Here is a 20,437-nt window from a genome sequence, read left to right as displayed (position 1 = left end):
TTTATAAATACAGAAATGCAGTTAAACAGCCAGTACTGACTAACGAGAATACTCTTACACCACCATTCACCAGAGCTGCTTATTAATAGAGAAACAGCTGACAAAGATGATTAAGCCCGCCACTGCCTTTTTCAAACTTCCTGCAGCCGCGCAGTCCCGAACAGGCTAACGCTCGGCAACTCACCCGGCTCTGCTTGCAACCGTACGGGTGCGGTACCGCCCGGCATCACCACCGCCACCTGACCCGCCGTCACCCATCCTACAGACCAGGCGGCGCATGCCACCGCACTGGCGCTGGTCCCGGAGGACGCCGTGGGCCCCTCACCACGCTCAAACACCCGCGCGATCACGCGATTGCCTGAATCCCGGGCGACCCATTGCAGGTTGACCCCGGAAATACAAGGTTGGCCGGCCCCGGCAGGTGGTGCGAAAGCAATCGCCCTCAGCGGATCGAACCAGGCTGATCGATGCAGCTGGGCGTTGTCCGGCAACGCTGACGCGTCCTGTACCAGCGTCACACAATGCGGGTTGCCCACACGCACAAACTGGCTGTGATTCCACTCGGGGTTGAGCGCAGCCAGTGGCGAAACATGGCTCACCTCAGTTCCCTCAAGCGAGACCGCGCCCACATCAACAGCCCCTACCGCCAAAGGCCCGAACTCGGGACGCCCCAGCGCCAGCCAAAACCCCTGGACCTGTTCGTACTCCGCCGGCTCAACCCGCGTAACCACCGGCGACAGTGCGTCTGTCTTGTCGTGATGCACCCGCAACTCACAGCCTTGCGCCATCAATCCCTGGTCGGTCAACGACTGGGCAAAGATCGTCAGGCCATTGCCACTGCGTTCGGCCAGGGAACCGTCGGTGTTGACGATCAACAGGTCAAAAGGCGGCGCGGCCTGGAACGGCCCCACCAACAAACCGTCACAACGATGCGCCTTGGCCTCTGCCGGGCGCGGCAACTCATCCCAACCGCACTCGGCGGCAATCGCCGCCAATGCCCAAACACCTCGGGTGCCAGCGGCCAAGTCGGCACGGTCCGGCACGTCGATACCCTTGCTGCCTAACTGCGCCGGGCTTACCACCCCGTAGATATTCCCGCGGGCGTCGTAGAACAGGGTCATTGCGCAGTCCGCATAAAGATTCGTACCACCTCTTCCAGGTGCTTGCGCATCGCCTGTCGCGCACCCTCCACGTCTCGCAATTCCAGTGCATCGAGGATCTTGCGGTGCTCGTCTTCCGAGCGATGGGGCATGTCGTCCGAGGTGTAATGCGCCTGCAACCGCTGGAACATGCTGCCGTAACGATGCCCCAGCAAGTGCGCAATCATCAACGCATACGCCGGATTGCCCGAGGCCTGGGCGATGCGAATGTGAAACAGGCGATCGCCCGGATGGGTATGGGAGCCGTCGCGGTTGTCCTGCACATTACGCTCGAAGGCCTCGCGGATCCCCGCCAGCTCTTCGTCGGTGGCATGTTTGGCGGCCAGGGCGGCGGCTTCCGGCTCAATCAGGCGACGGGCCTGGAGCAGGGAAAACGGTGGAATCTCGGCATTGAAGTCGACGTGCAGGTTGAGTTCCGGATCGAACTCTTTCCATTGATCCCGGGTGGCCTGGGCCATCACCGGTTCCTGGCTGACTGTCGGTTTCACGGGTTCACACACCAGCACGCCGTTGCCCACCCGCACGTCTACCAGGCCGATCACCTCCAGGGCAATCATCGCCTCACGCACGGAAGCGCGACTCACGCCCAGCAGTTTGGCGAGTTCACGCTCAGCTGGAAGTCGACTGCCCGGCGGAAATTCTCCGCTGTCGATCAACGCTCGCAACTGGTCGGCAATCTGTCGATAAAGACGTTGGTTATCAATCACTTGAAATGGCATCTAGGCTCAGCTCGATTCATGCACAGCACGGTCAAAGCGATCAACCCGCAAAAAAGCCGCTTGTTGACCGGGATGACCCATGCTAAAAATTGGATCAATGGCCTGACCATTGGATCGTTTCCAGTGTGCTGATCATAGCAAACCCACCAGGGTTCGCTATGCCGCAGATGCAGGTGTTTCACGCCCTCAATGGCCTGACCATTGAGCCAATAACAATAATCAAGGGAGTCTGTCATGGACCTCACCGGTAAACGCGTGCTGATCACCGCCGCCGCCCAGGGCATTGGCCGCGCCAGCGTCGAAGCCTATCTGGCGGCAGGGGCCGAAGTGATTGCAGCCGACATCAATCAACAGGCGCTCGCCGGCTTGCCGGGTGCGCAAACGGTGGTGCTGGATGTCACCGACGCCAGCGCCATCCAACACCTTGCCGCCGAGATCGGCCCTCTGGACGTGCTTTTCAACTGCGCAGGCGTGGTGCATGCCGGCAATATCCTCGAATGCCCGGAAAGCGACTGGACGTTTGCCCTCGACCTGAACGTCACCGCCATGTACCGCATGATCCGCGCGTTTCTGCCGGGGATGCTGGCGGCGGGCGGCGGCTCGATCATCAACATGTCGTCGGTGGCCTCCAGCCTCAAGGGCGTGCCCAACCGCTTTGCCTATTGCGCCAGCAAGGCGGCCGTCATCGGCCTGACCAAATCCGTCGCGGCCGACTTTGTCACCCAGCGCATCCGCTGCAACGCTATCTGCCCGGGCACCGTGGAGTCGCCTTCGCTGCAGCAACGCATCGTCGAACAAGCCCGCCATGAAGGCCGTCAACAGGACGAGGTGTACGCCGCCTTCACTGCGCGCCAGCCGATGGGACGCCTGGGCACGCCCCAGGAAATTGCCCAGTTGGCGCTGTACCTTGGCTCCGATGCCAGCGCGTTTACCACCGGCACCACCCAGATCATTGACGGCGGCTGGAGCAACTGACCGCCCACTTCCAATAAGAGGATTGCTCATGAAATTGCTGCGCTATGGTGAAAAAGGTCAGGAACGCCCGGCCCTGCTGGACGCTGATGGACGTCTGCGTGACCTGTCCGCTCACATCAGTGATATCGCCGGTGACGCCCTGCTCCCGCAAAACCTCGCTCGCCTGCAAGAACTCGACCCCGCGAGCCTGCCCCTGGTACCGGGCAATCCCCGTTTGGGCGCCTGTGTCGGCCAGGTAGGAAAATTCATCTGCATCGGCCTGAACTACGCCGATCACGCTGCCGAAACCGGCGCCCCCATCCCTGACGAACCGATCATCTTCAACAAGTGGACCAGCGCCATCGTCGGCCCCAACGACAACATCGAAATCCCCCGCCACTCCACCAAGACCGACTGGGAAGTGGAGTTGGGCGTGGTGATCGGCCAGGGTGGCCGCTACATCGAAGAAAGCCAGGCCATGCAGCACGTGGCCGGCTACTGCGTGATCAACGATGTCTCCGAGCGCGAGTTCCAGCTGGAACGCGGCGGTACCTGGGACAAGGGCAAGGGCTGCGACACCTTCGGCCCGCTCGGCCCCTGGCTGGTCAGCCGCGATGAGATCGCCGACCCGCACCAACTGTCGATCTGGCTGGAAGTCGACGGCCACCGCTACCAGAACGGCAACACCCGCACGATGATTTTCCAAATCCCCAAACTGATCAGCTACCTCAGCCAGTTCATGAGCCTGCAACCGGGGGATGTGATTTCCACCGGCACCCCGCCCGGTGTCGGCCTGGGGATCAAGCCCACGCCGGTCTACCTCAAGCCCGGGCAAAAAATCCGCCTGGGTATCGAAGGCCTCGGCGAACAGAACCAGACCACGGTCGACGCCTGACAAGAGACTAGGAGCCGTTCATGACTACCATTACCGCGATTCGCGTCGAAGATATCCGCTTTCCTACGTCCCAGTCCCTGGACGGTTCCGACGCCATGAACCCGGACCCGGACTACTCGGCCGCCTATGTGATTTTGCAGACCGACAACCCGGCCCTTGAAGGCCATGGCCTGACCTTCACCATCGGCCGTGGCAACGAGATTTGCTGCGCGGCGATCCAGGCCATGCAGCCGCTGCTGGTGGGCTTGACCCTGGAATGGATCGCCGAAGACATGGGCCGCTTCTGGCGGCATGTCACCAGTGACAGCCAGTTGCGCTGGATCGGCCCGGACAAGGGCGCGATCCACCTGGCCACCGGCGCGATCGTCAATGCCGCGTGGGACTTGTGGGCCAAGGCCGAAGGAAAACCCCTGTGGCGCCTGGTCGCCGACATGAGCCCGGAACAGCTGGTGCGCTGCATCGATTTCCGCTACATCACCGACTGCATCACCTCCAGCGAAGCCCTGGCCTTGCTGCGCCAACGTGCCGAAGGCAAGGCTGAACGCCTGGCCGACCTGCAAGCCAATGGCTACCCCTGCTACACCACCTCCGCCGGCTGGCTCGGTTACGGCGACGAAAAGCTGCGCAGGCTGTGCCAGGAAGCGGTGGATGCCGGCTTCAACCACGTCAAGCTCAAGGTCGGCCACGACTTGCAGGATGACCTGCGGCGCGTACGCATCGCCCGCGAAGTATTGGGCCCGGACCGCCAATTGATGATTGACGCCAACCAGGTGTGGGAAGTCGACACCGCCATCGATTGGGTGCGCGAATTGGCGTTTGCCAAGCCGTGGTTCATCGAGGAACCCACCAGCCCCGACGATATCGAGGGCCATCGCAAGATTCGCCTGGGCGTGGCGCCGGTCAAGGTCGCCACCGGCGAGATGTGCCAGAACCGGATCATCTTCAAGCAATTGATCATGCGCGAAGCCATTGATGTGGTGCAGATTGACGCCTGCCGCCTGGGTGGGGTGAACGAGGTGCTGGCAGTGATGCTGATGGCGGCCAAATATGGCCTGCCCGTGTGCCCGCATGCCGGCGGTGTCGGGCTTTGCGAGTACGTGCAGCACCTGTCGATGATCGACTGCCTGTGCATTGCCGGCACCCACGAAGGCCGGGTGATCGAGTATGTCGACCATTTGCACGAGCATTTCGAGGAACCTTGCGTGGTGCGCGGTGCGGCCTATCTGCCGCCGAAGGCGCCGGGCTTTTCGATCCAGATGAAAGCCGCGTCCCGGGAGCAATACCGCCACCGGCCGTGAGCTGAACCGCAATTTGAATGGACGGAGCACAATAACAATGTCGTCCCCATCACCTTTGAGGCTCGATGCGCACCAGCATTTCTGGCGCTACCGGGCCGCTGATTATCCGTGGATCGGTACGGCTGAGGCTGACCTGCGGCGGGACTTTCTCCCACAGGACTTGCGGCCGTTGCTCGACGCTGCCGACCTGGATGGCTGCATTGCCGTGCAAGCCCGCGCCGGTGAGCAGGAAACCGACGCGCTGCTGGAAATGGCGCGGCAGCACCCATGGATACTCGGCGTCGTCGGCTGGGTCGACCTGTGCGACCCACGCCTGGAACAGCACCTGGAACAGTGGCGCGACGCACCGGGACTCAAGGGCTTTCGGCATCAGATTCAGGATGAGCCTACGCCTGCCAGCTTTATGGCCGACGCCAGGTTCTCCCGTGGCCTGCAACACCTGCAGCAACAAGGCTACGTCTACGAGGTGCTGATCCGCTGCGCCGACCTCGACGCCGCGACAGCCCTGTGCCAGCGCCACGACCGGCATCATCTGGTGCTGGACCACCTGGGCAAACCGGACATCGCCAACGGCCCCGTCGGTTGGGCCGAACACCTGGCGCCACTGGCCGCCCTGCCCCACGTCAGTTGCAAGCTGTCGGGCCTGCTCACCGAAGCCGGGCCCGAGCAACGCAACGCCCGAGCCCTGCGCCCCTACATCGAACTGGCGCTGGAATTGTTCGGCGCCGAGCGCCTGATGTTCGGTTCGGACTGGCCGGTGTGCCTGCTGGCCGGGGAATACCAGGGCACCTGCCAATTGCTGCAACAGACCCTCGGCCCACTGTCGCCCGATGAACAGCAGGCCATCTGGGGCGGCACGGCCCAGCGGGTCTATCACCTTGAAGGAAATTGCCCATGAATCTGCATTTGCAGGACCGCGTGATCATCGTCACCGGCGGCGGCTCGGGGATTGGCGCCGCCATTTCCCTGGGGTTGATTGCCGAAGGCGCAATCCCGGTGATTTTCGGTCATCAACCGTTGTCCGCGGCGTTCGCGGCCGAGCTTGAGCAGCACGGTCAAAGCCACTTCATCCGTGTCGAGTTGCGCGATGAGGACGCCTGCCGCGCAGCCGTCAACGAAGTGTTGCGACATTTCGGACGCATCGACGGCCTGGTGAACAACGCCGGGGTCAACGACGGCGTGGGCCTGGATGCGGGCCGTGCAGCCTTCGTCGAATCCCTGGAAAAGAACCTGATTCATTACTACCTGATGACCCACCTGTGCCTCGATGCCCTCAAGGCCAGCCGCGGGGCAATCGTGAATATCAGCTCCAAGACGGCCCTCACCGGCCAGGGCGGTACCAGCGGTTATACCGCCGCAAAAGGTGCGCAGCTGTCACTGACCCGGGAATGGGCCGCCTCCTTGCTGGAGTTCGGCATCCGGGTCAATGCCGTGGTGCCCGCCGAGGTGCTGACGCCGCTGTATCAACGCTGGATCGACGGCTTCGACAACCCCGAGGCCAAGCTCGCCGCCATCGTCGAAAAAATCCCCTTGGGCAAACGGATGACCACTCCCGAGGAAATTGCCGACAGCGTGCTGTTCCTGCTCTCACCCCGCGCCTCCCACACCACCGGACAGTGGCTGGTGGTGGATGGAGGCTACACCCACCTCGACCGGGCGCTGACATGAGCGGCCAACGTTACTGCCTGGCGCTGGACCTGATCGACGATGCGGCATTGATCGCCGAGTACCAGCAGCTGCATCGACGCATCTGGCCTGCCGTGGCAGAGCATCTGCGCAGCCAGCAAATCCTGGAAATGCAGATCTGGCGCCTGGGCACGCGGCTGTTCATGGTCATGGACACCGCGGCCGGGTTCAGCTTCGAAGGGCTGGACCACGCTGCACGCGCCAACCCCGACGTGCAAGCCTGGGAAACCCTGATGTGGCGCTTCCAGGCCCCCACGCCGTGGACTGACCCCGGCGGCAAATGGCAGCCCCTGGAGCAGATTTTCCGCCTTACCGACCAACCCTGATACCCGCTGCATCGCACGCCTTGATCCCATAAAAACAACAGGAGAAGCGTCATGTTAAGCAAAGATACACACCTGCCAGGCACCCGTGCCGTGCCGACCTATCGCTGGGCGCTGATGCTGGTGACCAGTCTGTTTTTCCTCTGGGGCTTGTCCTACGGTTTGCTCGACGTACTGAACAAGCACTTCCAGGAAGTCCTGCACGTCAGCAAGGCCCAGTCCGGGCTGTTGCAAAGCGCCTATTTCGGCGCGTACTTCCTGATTGCCCTGCCGGCCGGGTTGTTGATGGACCGCCACGGCTACAAGGCCGGGATCCTGCTGGGCCTGTGCCTGTATGCGACGGGCGCGCTGCTGTTCATGCCGGCGGCTGCGGCGGCGAGCTTTCCGTTTTTCCTGTTCGCGCTGTTTGTCATCGCCTGCGGCCTGGGCTGCCTGGAGACCGCTGCCAACCCCTATGCCACGGTGCTGGGGGAACCCCAGGGCGCCGAGCGGCGGTTGAACCTGGCGCAATCATTCAATGGCCTTGGCCAGTTCTTCGGCCCGCTGATTGGCGGCGCGATGTTCTTCAGCGCCGGCAGCACACCGGCCTCGGACATGAGTTCGTTGCAGACCACCTACGTGGTGATCGCGGTTCTGGTACTGCTGGTGGCGCTGCTGATCGCCCGCACGCCGCTGCCGGATTTGCGCGCACAGGAACAGGCACTGCAACCGACGGCCGGCAAGGGTCTGTGGCAGCACCGGGAGTTCGTCGGTGGGGTGATCACGCAGTTTTTCTATGTGGCGGCCCAGGTCGGAGTCGGCGCATTTTTCATCAACTACGTCACCGAGCATTGGGCACAGATGGGCAATCAGCAAGCCGCCTACCTGCTGTCGATCGCAATGCTGGCCTTCATGTTCGGGCGCTTTTTCAGTACCTGGCTGATGGGCCGGGTCAGCGCGCAGAAGCTGCTGCTGATTTATGCGCTGATCAATATCGCGTTGTGCGGCCTGGTGGTGATCGGCCTGGAAGGTATCTCGGTGATCGCGCTGATCGCAGTGTTCTTCTTCATGTCGATCATGTTCCCGACGCTGTTCGCCATGGGCGTGAAGAACCTCGGTCCGCACACCAAGCGCGGCAGTTCGTTCATGATCATGGCGATCGTCGGCGGCGCCCTGATGCCCTACTTGATGGGCAAGGTGGCGGACAACAGCACAGTGGCGCTGGCTTACCTGTTGCCTATGGGGTGTTTCGTGATTGTGGCGGTGTATGCCCGTAGTCGCTTGCGCCATCCGTGAAGTACCGCCCCGGCGTCGTCCCGAACGTACGCCGGAACATCGCAATAAAGGCACTGACGTTTTCATAACCCAGGTCCAGCGCAACCCGGGTCACGGGTGCATGCGCCGCCAGCAACTCCAGGGCGCGCAACAACCGTGCGCGCTGGCGCCACTGGCTGAAGGTGAACCCGGTCTCGGCAACAAACCGCCGGGCCAGGGTGCGCGGCGAGACACCGGCCCACTGCGCCCAGTGTTCCAGCAGGCGGTTGTCGTCGGGACTGTCGGCCAGCGCCTGGGCGATGCGCAACAGGCGCGGGTCCCGGGGCAGCGGCAAGCCGAATGGCTCCTGGGGCAACCCGGCGATTTCATCAAGGATCACCTGGGCGATCCGTGACTGAGGCGGCTCGAGCAGCGGCTGGCTCCAGGTTGCCGCGCGCCTGACGGCTTCCAGCAACAAGGCCGACGTGGCGATAACGCACGTCTGTCGGGGCAGCCCTGCGCATGCCTGGGGTTCGACATACACACTCCAGCCATCAAACGGCCCGTGGGAACGCAAGGCGTGGGAACAATCGGGGGCAATCCACACCGCGTGGGTGGCCGGTACTACCCAATGCTGGTGCGCCGCCTGCACCGACAACAACCCGCGCTGGGCTCCGAGCAATTGCCCGCGGGCATGCTGATGAAGGGCCGTGGTGCGTGCTACCGGACTGCTGCGCAACGTCGCCACCAGCAACGGACCGCCGGTCGCGTTGGCGAGCTGGGCTGAAACGAGTGTTGACGGCATATGGCAGCTTTACCGTATTGAATGACCTGGATAAGGCAGTGTAGCCATTTGCGCACGCCCAGACTGCGGATTCATTCATTGAGGGCTCCGCCATGCGTGCAGAAGACGTGCTTCCCGACCATCTCGACCAAGGCCAATTCAATGGCGTGACCGTGCGCAAGGGCACGGTGGGCGCATTCCTCGCCAACGCCAGAACCTGGTGCGATCCGGCCACCCCGGACGAGCAGCGCTTGCTGGCCGAACAGGACATCCTGCAAGCCCTCCCCGCCCTGCAGGCCCTGGGCGTGTTTGAAGTGTTGCAGGTGCGGGATGCGAAACTGGCGCGGCTGCTGAAGTGAGAGGATCGGCCTGGAAGGTGGTAATCCGTCGCTGGAAGCCCGGGGTTCACCAGTTCTCGCGGGGATTACGCACCTTCCAGGCCACCTCGCACCTCAAGTGGTTACTTGTCCTACGAACTGATAGTGGTTGGAAAGGCCCGTCGCGTTCCATGATCCTGGAAAAAATGTTTGGCCCTGTGTTCAGGCATGCCAAGGGAACCCGGCTCGCTCGATACGGCCTGATGTGCAAGGATGTTGCGCTGCACATCGTTCGTTGAACGCAAAACCAAGGATTTTTCATGACCGCCATCAGCACCCCAGCGCCCGTGGTACCCGGGCGGCTGGAACAAATGTCGACCCGCATCGCGTTTTTCATCGCCGGCTTCGGCATCGCCGCCTGGGCACCACTGGTGCCTTATGCCAAGGCCCGCGCCCAACTCAATGAGGGCACCCTCGGCCTTTTGCTGTTGTGCCTGGGGGTGGGCTCGATGATCGCGATGCCGGTCGCCGGGGCCCTGGCGTCGCGCTACGGTATCCGGCGAGTGGCCACCGGCGGCACCCTCCTGATCTGCCTGGGCCTGCCGATGCTGGCCACCGTCACCTCGATTCCCTTGCTGATGGCCGCGCTGTTTGTGTTTGGTGCCGGCCTGGGCACGGTGGACTCCACGGTCAACCTGCAAGCGGTGATGGTCGAACGGGCCAGCGGCAAGACCATGATGTCGGGCTTCCACGGGCTGTTCAGCCTGGGCGGGATCGTCGGGGCGGCAGGTGTCAGCGGGCTGCTGGGGTTGGGCTGGTCGCCGTTGCAGGCCACCCTCGCGGTGATCGTCGTCATCGTAGTGGCCTTGCTCAAGGCCGGGCCACACCTGCTGCCCTACGGCAGTGAAAGCTCCGGGCCGGCCTTTGCCGTGCCCCACGGCGTGGTGCTGTTTATCGGCTGCCTGTGCTGCATCGTGTTTCTTGCCGAAGGCGCCGTACTGGACTGGAGCGCGGTGTTCCTGAGTGCCGAGCGCGGCCTTGACGAGGCCTATGCGGGCCTTGGCTACGCAGCCTTTGCCTTGACCATGACCGTCGGGCGCCTTACCGGCGACAGGATAGTTCGCCGCCTGGGCGCAACCCGGGTGATTGTATTCGGTGGCGCGCTCGCCGCCGGCGGCATGCTGTTGGCGACGCTATTACCTGCGTGGGAAACCGCCCTGCTGGGGTATGCGTTGGTCGGTGCCGGGTGTTCGAACATCGTACCGGTGCTGTACACCGCCGTCGGCAAGCAGACCGTCATGCCGGAACACATTGCGGTGCCCGCCATCACCACCCTGGGCTACACCGGCATTCTCGCCGGCCCTGCGGTGATCGGCTTCATCGCCCATGGCAGCAGCTTGAGCACTGCCTTTGTGCTGATTGCCGTACTGCTGATCGGTGTGGCGATCAGCGGGAAAATACTGCGGGTCTGACCACCCAGCCCCATCACGCCTCGTACATTGAGGCGTCAACCCGGGGTCATTTGGCTTTCTGGAGTTCCAGCCAGCGATCAAGGGTTTTGTTGCTGAGCCAGCCCGCCTGGTGATGGCTGCCGAAAATTCGCCGACCGCTGTCGGCGGTGTTTTCCAGCGACCGCAACAAGCCCGGCCGGTCCACAAGGTTTTTCGCCATATACACCTGCTGTTCGTCGTATTTCTTCTTCGGTAGCCCCGTGGCCGGGTCCAGTACAACTTGGCCATGGCTGTCGAGCTCATCCGGGTCTTTGCTCATCATCGCCAGCACCTCGATATTGACGTAGCAGATCTGCTCGAAAAACCCCATGCGGTCCCGCGACCGGTCCCGTAACTCGGTGAACATTTCCTTGAACAGACGGACGAGATCGGCATTGTTTTTTGTGTGGAAAGGGTCCGGGCTGAAGGCACTGGGATCGCTGTTGCCGAACACGACGTTCTCGGCCTGTGCCAGGCTTTCGCGGGTGATGTAGCCGTCCTGGTCGAGGATCGCATCGATCAGGCGCGGACGCTGGATGATCGCCTTGGCAAGCAGGATAGCGCTGTCGGCCTCTCGGCTGGCACCGAGCTTTTTACTGGCGATTCGTTGCAGTGAAGACAGCTTCAGTCCGTCAGTTCTCATGGAGTTTTTTCAGCATGGCAAATTGGGCGTTCGCCGCGCTCACCAAATCGCTGTCCGGCAAACGAATGTAGGGATTGGGCCCGCGGAGGCGGCTGGCCACTTCGTTCTGAAGCCCCAGGTGTTGCAGCAGACTCCTGCAGTGACTCTCCCCTCGCAGAGGAGGCCGATAGCCTGATGAGCGGACAGGCGCCCCGCCGGATTGATGGCTGTGCTTTCGCGCAGCCTCACCGGGTTCACTTGAAGCGGCGTGAATTGCCCGTGTACCGCCGTCCAGTGCCGGGGCAATACAGGGTGTAGCACCGAGGTGCTGGCAGACCGACCCGCCGTTGATTGTCATGATTCATCTCCACCATTTTCCGGTTCCACATTGACCTGGTCATCATCCCGGCAATCGCCGTATCGCTCAGGTGAAAACAGGCCAAAGGTGTGTGGTGTGCCGGTGGCAATGGTTCCGAGATAGAGCAGCGTTCCAATGACAACATGTAAAAACCGAAGAATCAGTCGGCTTTTCGAGACCCTGGCGAGGTCGGTTTTGTCTCCTGCCAAAGGTCTTTGATCGCTGCGACCATAGCGCCCATCAACGCGCGCAACGGGCGTAACCCAGGCGCGCGGGAGGCAGGCAACTGCCCGTGCGGCAACATGCCTTTGATGAAGTCGTCAGCCGCCGGGGCCTGGAATGTGTGCTGCCCGGTGAAGTTCTTCACTCGCCGGGCTTCGGCGCCCTCTTCGCACCGTTTGCCCGGTGCGGCAACGGGGGGCGGTTGCAGGGTATCGCTGCCCGTCGGCGCAAGACAGGCTGGCTGATAGCCAGGATTTTGCGATCCACACGAAGGTGTAGCCATGTCTGAGCCCTGGCTGAGAGTTTGAAAGCAGCGGATTGAGCAAGGCAGGTCATCACGCCGCGAGAGGGTCGCGGCGTGATCGAGCTAAAACAGGTTCAGAGAGAGGTGGCGCAGGGCGGCTCTGCCGATCTTGCCGTCATACCGGTCAAGAGAGTCCATCAGCGTTAACAGGCTTGAGCGCTGAGTGACTTCCTTGGCCAACTCGATGAGCCGCTGTTGCTTTGGGTCGCTCGACGACGATGCGGCCAATTTTTTCAAATCTTTGATACTGATGGAGCGGCTCCAGATACCCTTCAGGGCGTCGAAGTCCTTCAACATCTGTTCGGCGAGCTGTTTGTCGGTCTTGTACTTCAAGGCGTTGCCGGAGTCGAGCACGGCGTTGAGGTCCCGCCGGGAGATTCGACCATCCAGATCACCGGTCCTGCCGGCTCGGTCAAAGGCTTGTATTACGTCTGGGCGTCGCAGCAGTTCCCGGGCCAACAGAATGTTCTCATTACGGTCCTGGTCGTTGGTCAACCGTCTGCCCGCCATCTCCTCCAGGCTTTGTTTTGTGATGAAGGGCTGGCCCGGCACCGTGAACGCATCAAATTTGTTCTTGAGGAGGTTCCCCAGTTGATCGGGGGTTTGCCTCGAAAAGTGTGGGTCCGGGCGACCGTATCCCGGGTCAGGCTTGCAGGGGGTCGGACGGCAGTGTCCGGGAAGAGGCCTGAGTGGAATGGAAGGGTCAGGACGACCATAACCGGGGTGAGGCCGGAACGGATTGAACAGTTTATGCAGAAAGTCCTGAAGCTGTCCGATCAGCCCGCCCAGGAACGAGTTTGCATAGGACGCCCGGAATGAGTTGTTGGCGGCACCATGGCGATCCATCGTGCTCTGCGTCGTCGTCCAATTCGAATATCCCGGACCGATCCCATTCTGTGGCAAGTTGAAGCTGATGTGGATCGACCCCTGCCCGGAGCGTGAGCGTGACTGCGTCGATGTGGCGGCATCAGTATGCGGCTGCGCGGCGTTATCAGAGGGGTTGGCAACAGTTGAGTTGGATAAGGTTACCGACATAGGCATCTCCAGTTCGGCGTATTGACACGATTCACTCCCGGCTCAAAGACACCTCGGCGATACAAGGTATCCCATGGAAAGTGGGCACCTCCTTGTGTGGTAGACCTGTCGGATTCAGTTCCTGCGGACGCAGAAAATCGTTAGAAAAAGAGTAGGAAGAAGGGCTATGGCGAGGGGGCTTGCGCCCCCTCGTCACTGTCGATACCTGGGATCAGGCACGCATCAGAAGCCGACGCTGGCCTGCACGAAGAACGTGCGCGGTTCACCCAGGTAGATCCCGGAGTTGTTGTCGCTGGAGCGGGTGTAGTGTTCCTGGTTGAACACGTTTTTTACCCCGACGCCCAGCTTCAGGTTCGACAGTTGCGCACCGAAGTCATAACCGCTGCGCACGTTGACCGAGACGTAGCCGGGAATATCCCCGTACTGGCCATCAGCAGTCGGCTGGGTGATGTAGGTGGTACCGGTGCCCGGCGCACGCTGGCCGGACTGGGCATAGACGTCCAGGTTGTGGGTCCAGTGGTTGATGTCGTAACGCAGCCCCAGGGTGGCCACTTCACGGGAGTACAGCGGCAAGTCGCGGCCCTTGAAGGCAACGTCGCCTTCGGAGGTGGCCCTGGTGTAGGTAAAGCCGGCGTTGGCGGTCAGGCCGTCCAGGCGCGGGTCGAGGTTCGACAGGTCGTAATGGGCCGACGCTTCGATGCCCTCGTGCTTGGTAGCGCCGAGGTTGGTCCAGCCCACATCGTTGCTGACGTATTGCAACTCGTCCGAGAAGTCGATGTAGAACAACGTCACTTCGCCGCCCCAGACGCTGTCGTTGTAGCGGGTACCGATTTCGTAGGTCTTGGCTTTTTCCGGGTTCAGGCCGTTCGCGGTCTGGTCGCCGTTACCGCCCTGGCCCAGCTGGAAGTATTGCAGGCTGCCGAAGGAGGTTTCGTAGTTGGCAAACAGCTTCCAGGCATCGGAGACGTGGTACATCACGCTCAAGGCCGGCAGCGGTTCGTTGTTGTGGATCTCGCGACGTTTCTCCTGAACCGTGGCGCCATTGAGGCCTACCACCGGACGGTCGTGCCATTCGGTGCGAATCTGCTCAAAGCGAATGCCCGGGGTGACGGTCCATTTGCCGATATCAATCTTGTTGTCGATATAGAACGAGTTGGCCTCGGTGCCACCGGTACGGTCCTGGTACACGTGGCCGTCACTCTGGCCCACGGGCGTCGGCACGTTGTTGACCAGCGCCAGGCTGGTGGCCTGCTCGTGCATGCCTTCCTTGAGGTAGCGATAACCGACGCTGACTTCCTGGGTGCTCGGCCCCAGGTCAAATACATGGGACACACGCGGCTCGATGCCGAAGGTGTAGTAGGTGCGCGGGTAGGAACCCAGGGTCTTCAGGTCGCGGTTGGCGATGTTGCTGCCGCGGAAACTGTCGGAATAGTAGGTCAGCACTTCAGCCTGGGTGCGGTCGTCGATCTGCCGGATGTACTTGAAGGACATATCCTTGCGCCGGCCATTGAAGTTGTCCCAGTCACGTACCGATTGATACGGGTTGGCGTCGTACTGCTTCTGGGTCAGGCCGCCGGGCATGTCGGCGCTGGCGTCGTAGTAGTGGAAATTCAGCGAGAAATCGTCTTGATCGGTCGGCGCCCAGTGGGTCTTGAAGATCACGTCGTCGATGTCGTTGGAGTTGTTGCGGTCGCGGTAACCATCGCCCTTGGTCCCGGAATACAGCAACGCAGCACCGATACCGTTGTCGGCGGTGCCGCCGATGAAGGCGTTTTCAATGTGTTTCCAGCCGCCGTGGGCCGCGGTTTCCAGGGTGGTGCCGACTTCGCCGGAGAATTTTTCCGGGATGGCCCGGGTGACGAAGTTGATCACGCCGCCGACGTTCTGTGGTCCATAACGTACGGAGCCTGCGCCACGCACCACGTCGATGCTGTCGAGGTTGCCGGAGGAAATCGGCGCCATCGACAACTGCGGCTGGCCGTAGGGTGCAAACGCTGCCGGTACGCCGTCGATCAATACCGTGGAGCGTGGCGACAGACGCGAGGTCAGGCCGCGTACCCCGACGTTGAGGGAAATATCACTGCCACCGGTGCCGTTGGCCTCCTGCACCTGCACCCCGGGAATGCGCCGCAGCACGTCACCGACGTTCATCGCGCCCTGCTCCACCATGGCTTCACGGCGCACCACGGTGCGCGCCCCCGGGTGGTTCTGCACCACTTGGGCATTCGCGTCGCCGAGCCAGTCGCCAACCACCTTGATGTCGGTGGCACCCAACTCCAGCGGCGAACCGGCTTCGCCGGTGCCCTTGCCCAGCGGGCGCAGGGTCACGGAGCCCGCATCGATCTGGTAATCCAGGCCGCTGCCCTGCAGCAACTGGCGCAGCGCTTGTTCGGGCGACAGGTTGCCGTCGACGGCCGGGGCTTGTTTGCCGGCCACCATGTCGGGGCTGAAGAACACTTGCAGCGACGTCTGCTGACCCAATTGGCTCAAGGCCGAACCCAGGGACTGGGCCTGGATATGAATGCCATCGTCAGCATAGGCCGCCGGCAGTGCGGCGCTGACGGCCAGCGCCAGGGCGAGGGGTGCCCAGCGGGATGATTTATTGTTTTTCATGGCGAGTTTTTTCACGTCGAACGTAGTCCTGTGATCGCAAGAGAGTGCGGCTGTTAATGCAAACCAGTTGCAGTTGCACAAGAAGACGAAGAACTCGAAAAAAACCTGAATCTATCGCGAAATTATTTCCTGGCTACCGTCCGGCAAGGTGCGCAAGGCCACCGGAAGAATGTGCGGCAAGGCCTTGAGCAAGGCGTCGGTGTCGGTGGATTTGAACACGCTGGTCAAGCGCAGGTTGCTCACCGCGGGCGCGCTGACCCGCAAAGGTTGCTCGCGGTAACGTGAGACCTCCCGAGCCACTTCGCCGAGAGTGGCGTTGTTGAACACCAGCTTGCCGGTGCGCCAGGCCGTGAGCTCTTCAGGGTTGACGGCGTAGGCAGCCGCCACCTGGCCCCGGGTATCCACATGGGTGCCCCGACCGGCCGTGAGCATCACGATGTCATCGGATGAGCGCCCTTGCACTTTGACCGTACCGGCCTCGACCACCACGCGGGTCTGGTCGTCATCGCGGCGCACGTCGAAACGCGTACCGGTAACCGTCACCTGCCCTGCCCCGGCGTCCACCACGAAGGGCCGGCTGGTGTCGTGCTCGACGCTGAACATGGCCTCGCCCTGCTTGAGCTCGATGCCGCGCTGGCCTTTTACATAGTGCACGGCCACCACGCTGCGGCTGTTCAAGTCCATCAGTGAGCCGTCGGGCAACGCCACCTGCCGGCGCTCCCCCAGTGCGGTGCGGAACTCGGCGTTATACGTCGCCGGATGATCCAGGCCACTGAACAACCCCAGGCCCAGGGCCACCGCCAGCACACTTGCAGCCACTGCATAACGCAGCACGGGCCGGCGCTTCGCACGCGGCTGCGGGGCATCGCACAACGCCTGCAAGCGCGCCTTGGGCACCAGGTCGGTGGCACTCCACAAACCTTGCAGCACATCAAATTCGTACTGGTGCTCGGCATGCTCTGCACGCCAGGCATCAAAACGCTCGCGTTCTTCTGCGCTCAATGGGCTGTCCTGCACACGCACAAACCATTGCGCCGCCTCGTCGCGGGCCGTCGCGCTGCCGCAGGCACACTCACGGGTATCCATCATGGAAGATCCTGTTTCAAAGCGGGCATTGGTCATGGTGCCATCGCATCCAGGCGGTCACGTAAATGCCGCAGGGTGCGGATCATATACTTTTCCACCATGTTTTTAGACAGGCCCAGGCGTTCGGCGATTTCCTGCTGGGTCAGGCCCTCGATTTTCTGCCAGATGAAAATCTTGCGGCAATTGAGCGGCAGCTCGGCCAGGGCTCGCTCGATGGAATCCGCCAGCTGGATCGCGTGCATGAAATGCTCCGGGTCGCCACTGTGGGGCGAACTCTGGTCAAAGGCTTCCAGGGCCATCGCTTCCCGCCGGTCCTCGCGGCGATAGGCGTCAACGGCGATATTGCGCGCCGTTTGATGCAGATAGGCGCGAGGTTGCTCAACCTTGGTGGCGCTGGACTCAAGCACCCGCACAAAAGTGTCGTGGGCCAGGTCTTCGGCCTGCTGACGGTTTCTCAGGCGGCGCGTCCAGGTCCCGATCAACTCTTCGTAGTGCTCGAAAAAGCCTGTTCTGCGGGGCGGCTGAGGAGTCATCAAGGAAGCACTGGGGAGGCGGGGCGTGAATAGTAATGCTTCCTATTAAGTGGAGCAATTGCTTCCCGTCGTCCTCTTTCCTTGACCCTTGTACATCCCGCCCAATCCCGGCAGCATTCGCCCGTGACTTTCACGGACGAGCACCTTATGACCCTGCCCTTTTTCGCCCCCTTTCTCCTCACCACCGAACGCCTGGGCCTGCGCCCTCCCCATCAGGATGACTGGCGCGCGCTGTTTGCCATTTGGTCCGACCCCGAGGCCATGCGCTACTTTTCCTTTCCCACCATGACCCGCGCCGAGCAGGCCGTTGAACGCTTCGGCCAACTGATGGAAGCCTCGATTGCCGGTGAAGACCTGGTGTGCATGGTGGAGTTGCTGACCACCGGCGAGGTGATCGGCAGTTGCGACCTGTTCAATGTCGACGAGCAATGCCGCCGCGCTGAAATCGGCTTTACCCTGGGCCGCCAGCATTGGGGCAAGGGCTACATGAGCGAAGCCGCCCGCGCCGTGATCGACCATGGGTTCAACACCGCCGGGCTGCGCCGCCTTGAAGCCGACATTGACCCACGCAACCTGGGCTCCGCGAAGCTGCTTGAGCGCCTGGGTTTCGTCCGCGAAGGCTTGCTGCGCGAGCGCTGGGTGGTCGGCGACGAGATCTCGGACAGCGCGCTGTATGGCCTGCTCAAGCGTGACCGTCCTGCCTGACCCACAACGGGCGCCCCTTCTTCAGGCCGACGATCAGGGCCAAGAGGATCAAGCCCATGGCCTGCCACTGCGAAACCCCGGGGCGCTCACCCAGGATCAGCATTGAGCTGACGATGCCGAACACCGGGATCAGCAGTGACAGGGGCGCCACCCGGGAAACCGGGTACTCGCGCAACAGCAGGTTCCAGCCCCAGTAACAGAAGTGCGTCGCGCCATACACCTGGAACGCCAGCGAGAACAACGCCACGCCGTTCAGTTGAGCAGGCAAAGCGATAAAGGCTTGCGAGCCATCCAGCAGCCACGTCAACAGCACCAGCGGCAACGGCGCAAACAGGCTGGCCCAGACTACGAAGGCAAAGATCTCCCGCACCCCGGAGACCTTGATGATGATATTGCCGATGCTCCAGGCCAACGCGCTGAACAGCACCAAGGCAAACCCCAGCAGCGTGGCCGCGCCCTGCACACTCAACAGCATGCCCACCAGGCCCATGGCCGCCAGCGCCACGCTGATCAATTGCGGCACGGACAGGCTTTCACGAAACAGCAGCACGCCCCAGCCCATGGTGAAAAATGCGCTGAACTGGATCAGCAACGACGCGCTGCCGGGCGGCACGCCCATGGCGATCCCGAGGTTGATCAAGGCCCACATCGCCACCCCGAATATCAAGCCATAGGCCGCCAGCCACTTCACCGCGACCTGGGGCCGGCGCACCAGAAACACCCAGGGCAACGCCGCCAGGGTGAACCGCAGGGCCGTCAGCAACAGCGGGTTGATCTCGGCCAGGCCGAGTTTGGTAATGGGGAAATTGAGTCCCCACACAGCCGTCACCAGGACGGCCAGTAACAGGTGTTTTTGCTTCATCGTGACGGGTCCATTGACTCGGTGGCACGACAGGAGGCCGTGCATCCGACAGATTTTTTCGTAAACCGCGATGGCCCGCCTGCGATTGTGGGTCAACAAAGGCTAGAATCAGGCCATGTCCGATATTCATCCCTACGAAAACACCCCGCGCGACGTGGTCGTGACCGCCATCGACTATGCCGACGGCGAGCTGTTCCCCGCCCACGCGCACCCGCGAGGCCAGTTGGCCTATGCCAGCCAGGGTGTCATTACCGTCTACAGCGCCACCGGTAACTGGGTGGTGCCGCCCTGCCGCGCGATCTGGGTGCCGCCGCATGTGTCCCACGCCATGCTGATGCGCGGGCCGGTGACGATGCTCAACACCTACATTCGCCCGCAGGCGGCGCGGCGGCTGGAGTTGCCGCAACAGTGCCAGGTGCTGGATGTGTCGCCGCTGCTTGGGCAGTTGCTGGAGAAGGCCGTCGAGGTACCTGCGCGTTACGCGATGGGTGGCCGCGACAGCTATTTGATGGGCTTGCTGCTGCACGAGATCGCCCGGATGCCGGTGCTGCCGCTGTGTGCGCCGTTGCCGGCCGAGCCTCGATTGGCGAAGGCCTGCGAAGAGTTCCTGGCCGGGCCTTCGTTGGAAATCGGCATTGATGCCATGGCCCTCTGCGCGGGTATGAGCCGCCGGACTTTTACCCGCCAGTTCCGCCAGGCCACGGGGATCAGTTACCTGCAATGGCGCCAGCAAGCCTGTTTGCTGGCGGCGATTGTGCGGCTGGGCAATGGGGAACCGGTGACCAGGGTGGCGCTGGATCTGGGGTATAGCAGCCCGAGTGCGTTTGCCACGGTGTTCAAGCGTGTGTTGGGTGAGGTACCGAGCCGTTATTTCACCAGGGAGTTGCGGGGGGGTGGGTCGCGGTACATATCCGTTATTTAGGTAACGACCACCTAGGATTCCGCTCTTACAGCGGGTCACTTTTGAACAGCCGGAATGCCGGCCCAGTCAAAAGCAAGCAAAACACTCCTGCCCCACCACTCGGCACCTCGCCTAGGCGCGGTGTGCCTAAGATCAAAAGCTAAAGCGGGCACGGTTCAAATGTGGGAGCTGGCTTGTCGGGTCGCCGCATCGCTGCGATGGCATCAACTGGGTGTACCTGATGCACCGAGTTGTCAGCATCGCCGGCAAGCCAGCTCCTACAGAAGAGCAGCTCTGGCTTTTGATCTGGCATTCAACACTCAGGTCGGCTCTCAGG

At 62.2% G+C, this 20,437-nt stretch carries 20 protein-coding genes; 11 read left to right on the top strand and 9 right to left on the bottom strand.

Annotated elements, in window-relative coordinates:
• Positions 1–131 precede the first annotated feature (131 nt).
• Both HX817_RS26665 and HX817_RS26660 read right to left on the bottom strand, forming a co-directional pair.
• Positions 132–1,121, bottom strand: a complete 990-nt coding sequence (locus HX817_RS26665; RefSeq protein WP_177041757.1) for a diaminopimelate epimerase — start codon at positions 1,119–1,121, stop codon at positions 132–134.
• Positions 1,118–1,879 carry a FadR/GntR family transcriptional regulator gene (locus HX817_RS26660; protein ID WP_177036036.1) on the bottom strand — a complete coding sequence of 254 codons (762 nt, stop codon included), beginning with the start codon at positions 1,877–1,879 and terminating at the stop codon, positions 1,118–1,120. Before HX817_RS26660 ends, HX817_RS26665 begins: the two co-directional genes overlap by 4 nt.
• 234 nt (positions 1,880–2,113) lie before the next feature.
• Here HX817_RS26660 and HX817_RS26655 point away from each other — a divergent pair, with 234 nt between their 5' ends.
• Genes HX817_RS26655 through HX817_RS26625 form a run of 7 tightly spaced genes read left to right on the top strand, consistent with a single transcriptional unit; the run spans position 2,114 to position 8,310 of the window.
• Positions 2,114–2,854 carry an SDR family oxidoreductase gene (locus HX817_RS26655; RefSeq protein WP_177041755.1) on the top strand — a complete coding sequence of 247 codons (741 nt, stop codon included), beginning with the start codon at positions 2,114–2,116 and terminating at the stop codon, positions 2,852–2,854.
• 28 nt (positions 2,855–2,882) lie between these two features.
• Positions 2,883–3,728 (top strand): ureidoglycolate lyase, encoded by an 846-nt coding sequence (locus HX817_RS26650; RefSeq protein WP_102604551.1) that lies wholly within the window; start codon positions 2,883–2,885, stop codon positions 3,726–3,728.
• 20 nt (positions 3,729–3,748) lie between these two features.
• Complete coding sequence (locus tag HX817_RS26645) at positions 3,749–5,026, top strand: L-fuconate dehydratase (protein ID WP_177041753.1); 1,278 nt, start codon at positions 3,749–3,751, stop codon at positions 5,024–5,026.
• Between the two features lie 37 nt (positions 5,027–5,063).
• Positions 5,064–5,924 (top strand): amidohydrolase, encoded by an 861-nt coding sequence (locus HX817_RS26640; RefSeq protein WP_023658957.1) that lies wholly within the window; start codon positions 5,064–5,066, stop codon positions 5,922–5,924.
• Positions 5,921–6,694, top strand: coding sequence for an SDR family oxidoreductase (locus HX817_RS26635; RefSeq protein WP_177041751.1), 774 nt, complete (start codon positions 5,921–5,923; stop codon positions 6,692–6,694). The genes HX817_RS26640 and HX817_RS26635 overlap by 4 nt, the downstream gene beginning before the upstream one ends.
• The gene (locus tag HX817_RS26630) at positions 6,691–7,038 is read left to right on the top strand and encodes an L-rhamnose mutarotase (RefSeq protein ID WP_177041749.1); all 348 of its coding nucleotides are present in this window, start codon (positions 6,691–6,693) and stop codon (positions 7,036–7,038) included. Before HX817_RS26635 ends, HX817_RS26630 begins: the two co-directional genes overlap by 4 nt.
• Positions 7,039–7,089: 51 nt before the next feature.
• The gene (locus tag HX817_RS26625) at positions 7,090–8,310 is read left to right on the top strand and encodes a sugar MFS transporter (protein ID WP_008432753.1); all 1,221 of its coding nucleotides are present in this window, start codon (positions 7,090–7,092) and stop codon (positions 8,308–8,310) included.
• Here the strand turns inward: HX817_RS26625 and HX817_RS26620 are convergent.
• Positions 8,252–9,073 carry a helix-turn-helix domain-containing protein gene (locus HX817_RS26620; RefSeq protein ID WP_168197514.1) on the bottom strand — a complete coding sequence of 274 codons (822 nt, stop codon included), beginning with the start codon at positions 9,071–9,073 and terminating at the stop codon, positions 8,252–8,254. The two genes, HX817_RS26625 and HX817_RS26620, sit on opposite strands and share 59 nt — an antisense overlap.
• Positions 9,074–9,165: 92 nt before the next feature.
• Between HX817_RS26620 and HX817_RS26615 the strand changes: the two genes are divergently transcribed.
• Positions 9,166–9,411: a hypothetical protein gene (locus tag HX817_RS26615; protein WP_003219506.1), complete on the top strand. Its 246-nt coding sequence runs from the start codon at positions 9,166–9,168 to the stop codon at positions 9,409–9,411.
• Between the two features lie 278 nt (positions 9,412–9,689).
• The gene (locus tag HX817_RS26610) at positions 9,690–10,841 is read left to right on the top strand and encodes an MFS transporter (protein ID WP_008432746.1); all 1,152 of its coding nucleotides are present in this window, start codon (positions 9,690–9,692) and stop codon (positions 10,839–10,841) included.
• 46 nt (positions 10,842–10,887) lie between these two features.
• Here HX817_RS26610 and HX817_RS26605 read toward each other — a convergent pair whose 3' ends face one another.
• The 5 genes from HX817_RS26605 to HX817_RS26585 all read right to left on the bottom strand — a co-directional run bounded on the left by HX817_RS26605 (position 10,888) and on the right by HX817_RS26585 (position 17,632).
• A complete protein-coding gene (locus tag HX817_RS26605) occupies positions 10,888–11,502 on the bottom strand; it encodes a hypothetical protein (protein WP_008432744.1) in 615 nt (204 codons plus the stop codon).
• A gap of 926 nt (positions 11,503–12,428) precedes the next feature.
• The gene (locus tag HX817_RS26600) at positions 12,429–13,400 is read right to left on the bottom strand and encodes a type III secretion protein (RefSeq protein WP_177023251.1); all 972 of its coding nucleotides are present in this window, start codon (positions 13,398–13,400) and stop codon (positions 12,429–12,431) included.
• Between the two features lie 222 nt (positions 13,401–13,622).
• Positions 13,623–16,028 carry a TonB-dependent receptor gene (locus HX817_RS26595; protein ID WP_177009178.1) on the bottom strand — a complete coding sequence of 802 codons (2,406 nt, stop codon included), beginning with the start codon at positions 16,026–16,028 and terminating at the stop codon, positions 13,623–13,625.
• A gap of 96 nt (positions 16,029–16,124) precedes the next feature.
• Positions 16,125–17,099 carry a FecR family protein gene (locus tag HX817_RS26590; RefSeq protein WP_008432738.1) on the bottom strand — a complete coding sequence of 325 codons (975 nt, stop codon included), beginning with the start codon at positions 17,097–17,099 and terminating at the stop codon, positions 16,125–16,127.
• Positions 17,100–17,131: 32 nt separating this feature from the next.
• Positions 17,132–17,632 (bottom strand): sigma-70 family RNA polymerase sigma factor, encoded by a 501-nt coding sequence (locus HX817_RS26585; RefSeq protein WP_003219490.1) that lies wholly within the window; start codon positions 17,630–17,632, stop codon positions 17,132–17,134.
• 147 nt (positions 17,633–17,779) lie between these two features.
• Between HX817_RS26585 and HX817_RS26580 the strand changes: the two genes are divergently transcribed.
• Positions 17,780–18,337, top strand: a complete 558-nt coding sequence (locus HX817_RS26580) for a GNAT family N-acetyltransferase (RefSeq protein WP_177041748.1) — start codon at positions 17,780–17,782, stop codon at positions 18,335–18,337.
• Here HX817_RS26580 and HX817_RS26575 read toward each other — a convergent pair.
• Positions 18,315–19,199 (bottom strand): EamA family transporter, encoded by an 885-nt coding sequence (locus tag HX817_RS26575; RefSeq protein WP_087693085.1) that lies wholly within the window; start codon positions 19,197–19,199, stop codon positions 18,315–18,317. The two genes, HX817_RS26580 and HX817_RS26575, sit on opposite strands and share 23 nt — an antisense overlap.
• Positions 19,200–19,314: 115 nt before the next feature.
• On the opposite strand from HX817_RS26575, the gene HX817_RS26570 reads away from it, so the two are divergent.
• Positions 19,315–20,121: a helix-turn-helix transcriptional regulator gene (locus HX817_RS26570; protein WP_177041746.1), complete on the top strand. Its 807-nt coding sequence runs from the start codon at positions 19,315–19,317 to the stop codon at positions 20,119–20,121.
• Positions 20,122–20,437 lie beyond the last annotated feature (316 nt).

Origin of the sequence: Pseudomonas sp. C6002 (genome assembly GCF_013385805.1) — a bacterium.
Lineage (GTDB): Bacteria > Pseudomonadota > Gammaproteobacteria > Pseudomonadales > Pseudomonadaceae > Aquipseudomonas.
Note: the sequence above shows the minus strand (reverse complement) of the source record. Positions and strands in the feature narration are given on the sequence as shown.

What these genes read in the sequence shown, in the direction of transcription:
- HX817_RS26575 (WP_087693085.1), bottom strand. Translation starts at nt 19,199, where the DNA reads ATGAAGCAAAAACACCTGTTACTGGCCGTCCTGGTGACGGCTGTGTGG.
- HX817_RS26630 (WP_177041749.1), top strand. Translation starts at nt 6,691, where the DNA reads ATGAGCGGCCAACGTTACTGCCTGGCGCTGGACCTGATCGACGATGCG.
- HX817_RS26585 (WP_003219490.1), bottom strand. Translation starts at nt 17,632, where the DNA reads ATGACTCCTCAGCCGCCCCGCAGAACAGGCTTTTTCGAGCACTACGAA.
- HX817_RS26590 (WP_008432738.1), bottom strand. Translation starts at nt 17,099, where the DNA reads ATGGATACCCGTGAGTGTGCCTGCGGCAGCGCGACGGCCCGCGACGAG.
- HX817_RS26600 (WP_177023251.1), bottom strand. Translation starts at nt 13,400, where the DNA reads ATGTCGGTAACCTTATCCAACTCAACTGTTGCCAACCCCTCTGATAAC.
- HX817_RS26615 (WP_003219506.1), top strand. Translation starts at nt 9,166, where the DNA reads ATGCGTGCAGAAGACGTGCTTCCCGACCATCTCGACCAAGGCCAATTC.
- HX817_RS26645 (WP_177041753.1), top strand. Translation starts at nt 3,749, where the DNA reads ATGACTACCATTACCGCGATTCGCGTCGAAGATATCCGCTTTCCTACG.
- HX817_RS26625 (WP_008432753.1), top strand. Translation starts at nt 7,090, where the DNA reads ATGTTAAGCAAAGATACACACCTGCCAGGCACCCGTGCCGTGCCGACC.
- HX817_RS26650 (WP_102604551.1), top strand. Translation starts at nt 2,883, where the DNA reads ATGAAATTGCTGCGCTATGGTGAAAAAGGTCAGGAACGCCCGGCCCTG.
- HX817_RS26610 (WP_008432746.1), top strand. Translation starts at nt 9,690, where the DNA reads ATGACCGCCATCAGCACCCCAGCGCCCGTGGTACCCGGGCGGCTGGAA.
- HX817_RS26620 (WP_168197514.1), bottom strand. Translation starts at nt 9,073, where the DNA reads ATGCCGTCAACACTCGTTTCAGCCCAGCTCGCCAACGCGACCGGCGGT.
- HX817_RS26580 (WP_177041748.1), top strand. Translation starts at nt 17,780, where the DNA reads ATGACCCTGCCCTTTTTCGCCCCCTTTCTCCTCACCACCGAACGCCTG.
- HX817_RS26660 (WP_177036036.1), bottom strand. Translation starts at nt 1,879, where the DNA reads ATGCCATTTCAAGTGATTGATAACCAACGTCTTTATCGACAGATTGCC.
- HX817_RS26570 (WP_177041746.1), top strand. Translation starts at nt 19,315, where the DNA reads ATGTCCGATATTCATCCCTACGAAAACACCCCGCGCGACGTGGTCGTG.
- HX817_RS26655 (WP_177041755.1), top strand. Translation starts at nt 2,114, where the DNA reads ATGGACCTCACCGGTAAACGCGTGCTGATCACCGCCGCCGCCCAGGGC.
- HX817_RS26665 (WP_177041757.1), bottom strand. Translation starts at nt 1,121, where the DNA reads ATGACCCTGTTCTACGACGCCCGCGGGAATATCTACGGGGTGGTAAGC.
- HX817_RS26605 (WP_008432744.1), bottom strand. Translation starts at nt 11,502, where the DNA reads ATGAGAACTGACGGACTGAAGCTGTCTTCACTGCAACGAATCGCCAGT.
- HX817_RS26635 (WP_177041751.1), top strand. Translation starts at nt 5,921, where the DNA reads ATGAATCTGCATTTGCAGGACCGCGTGATCATCGTCACCGGCGGCGGC.
- HX817_RS26640 (WP_023658957.1), top strand. Translation starts at nt 5,064, where the DNA reads ATGTCGTCCCCATCACCTTTGAGGCTCGATGCGCACCAGCATTTCTGG.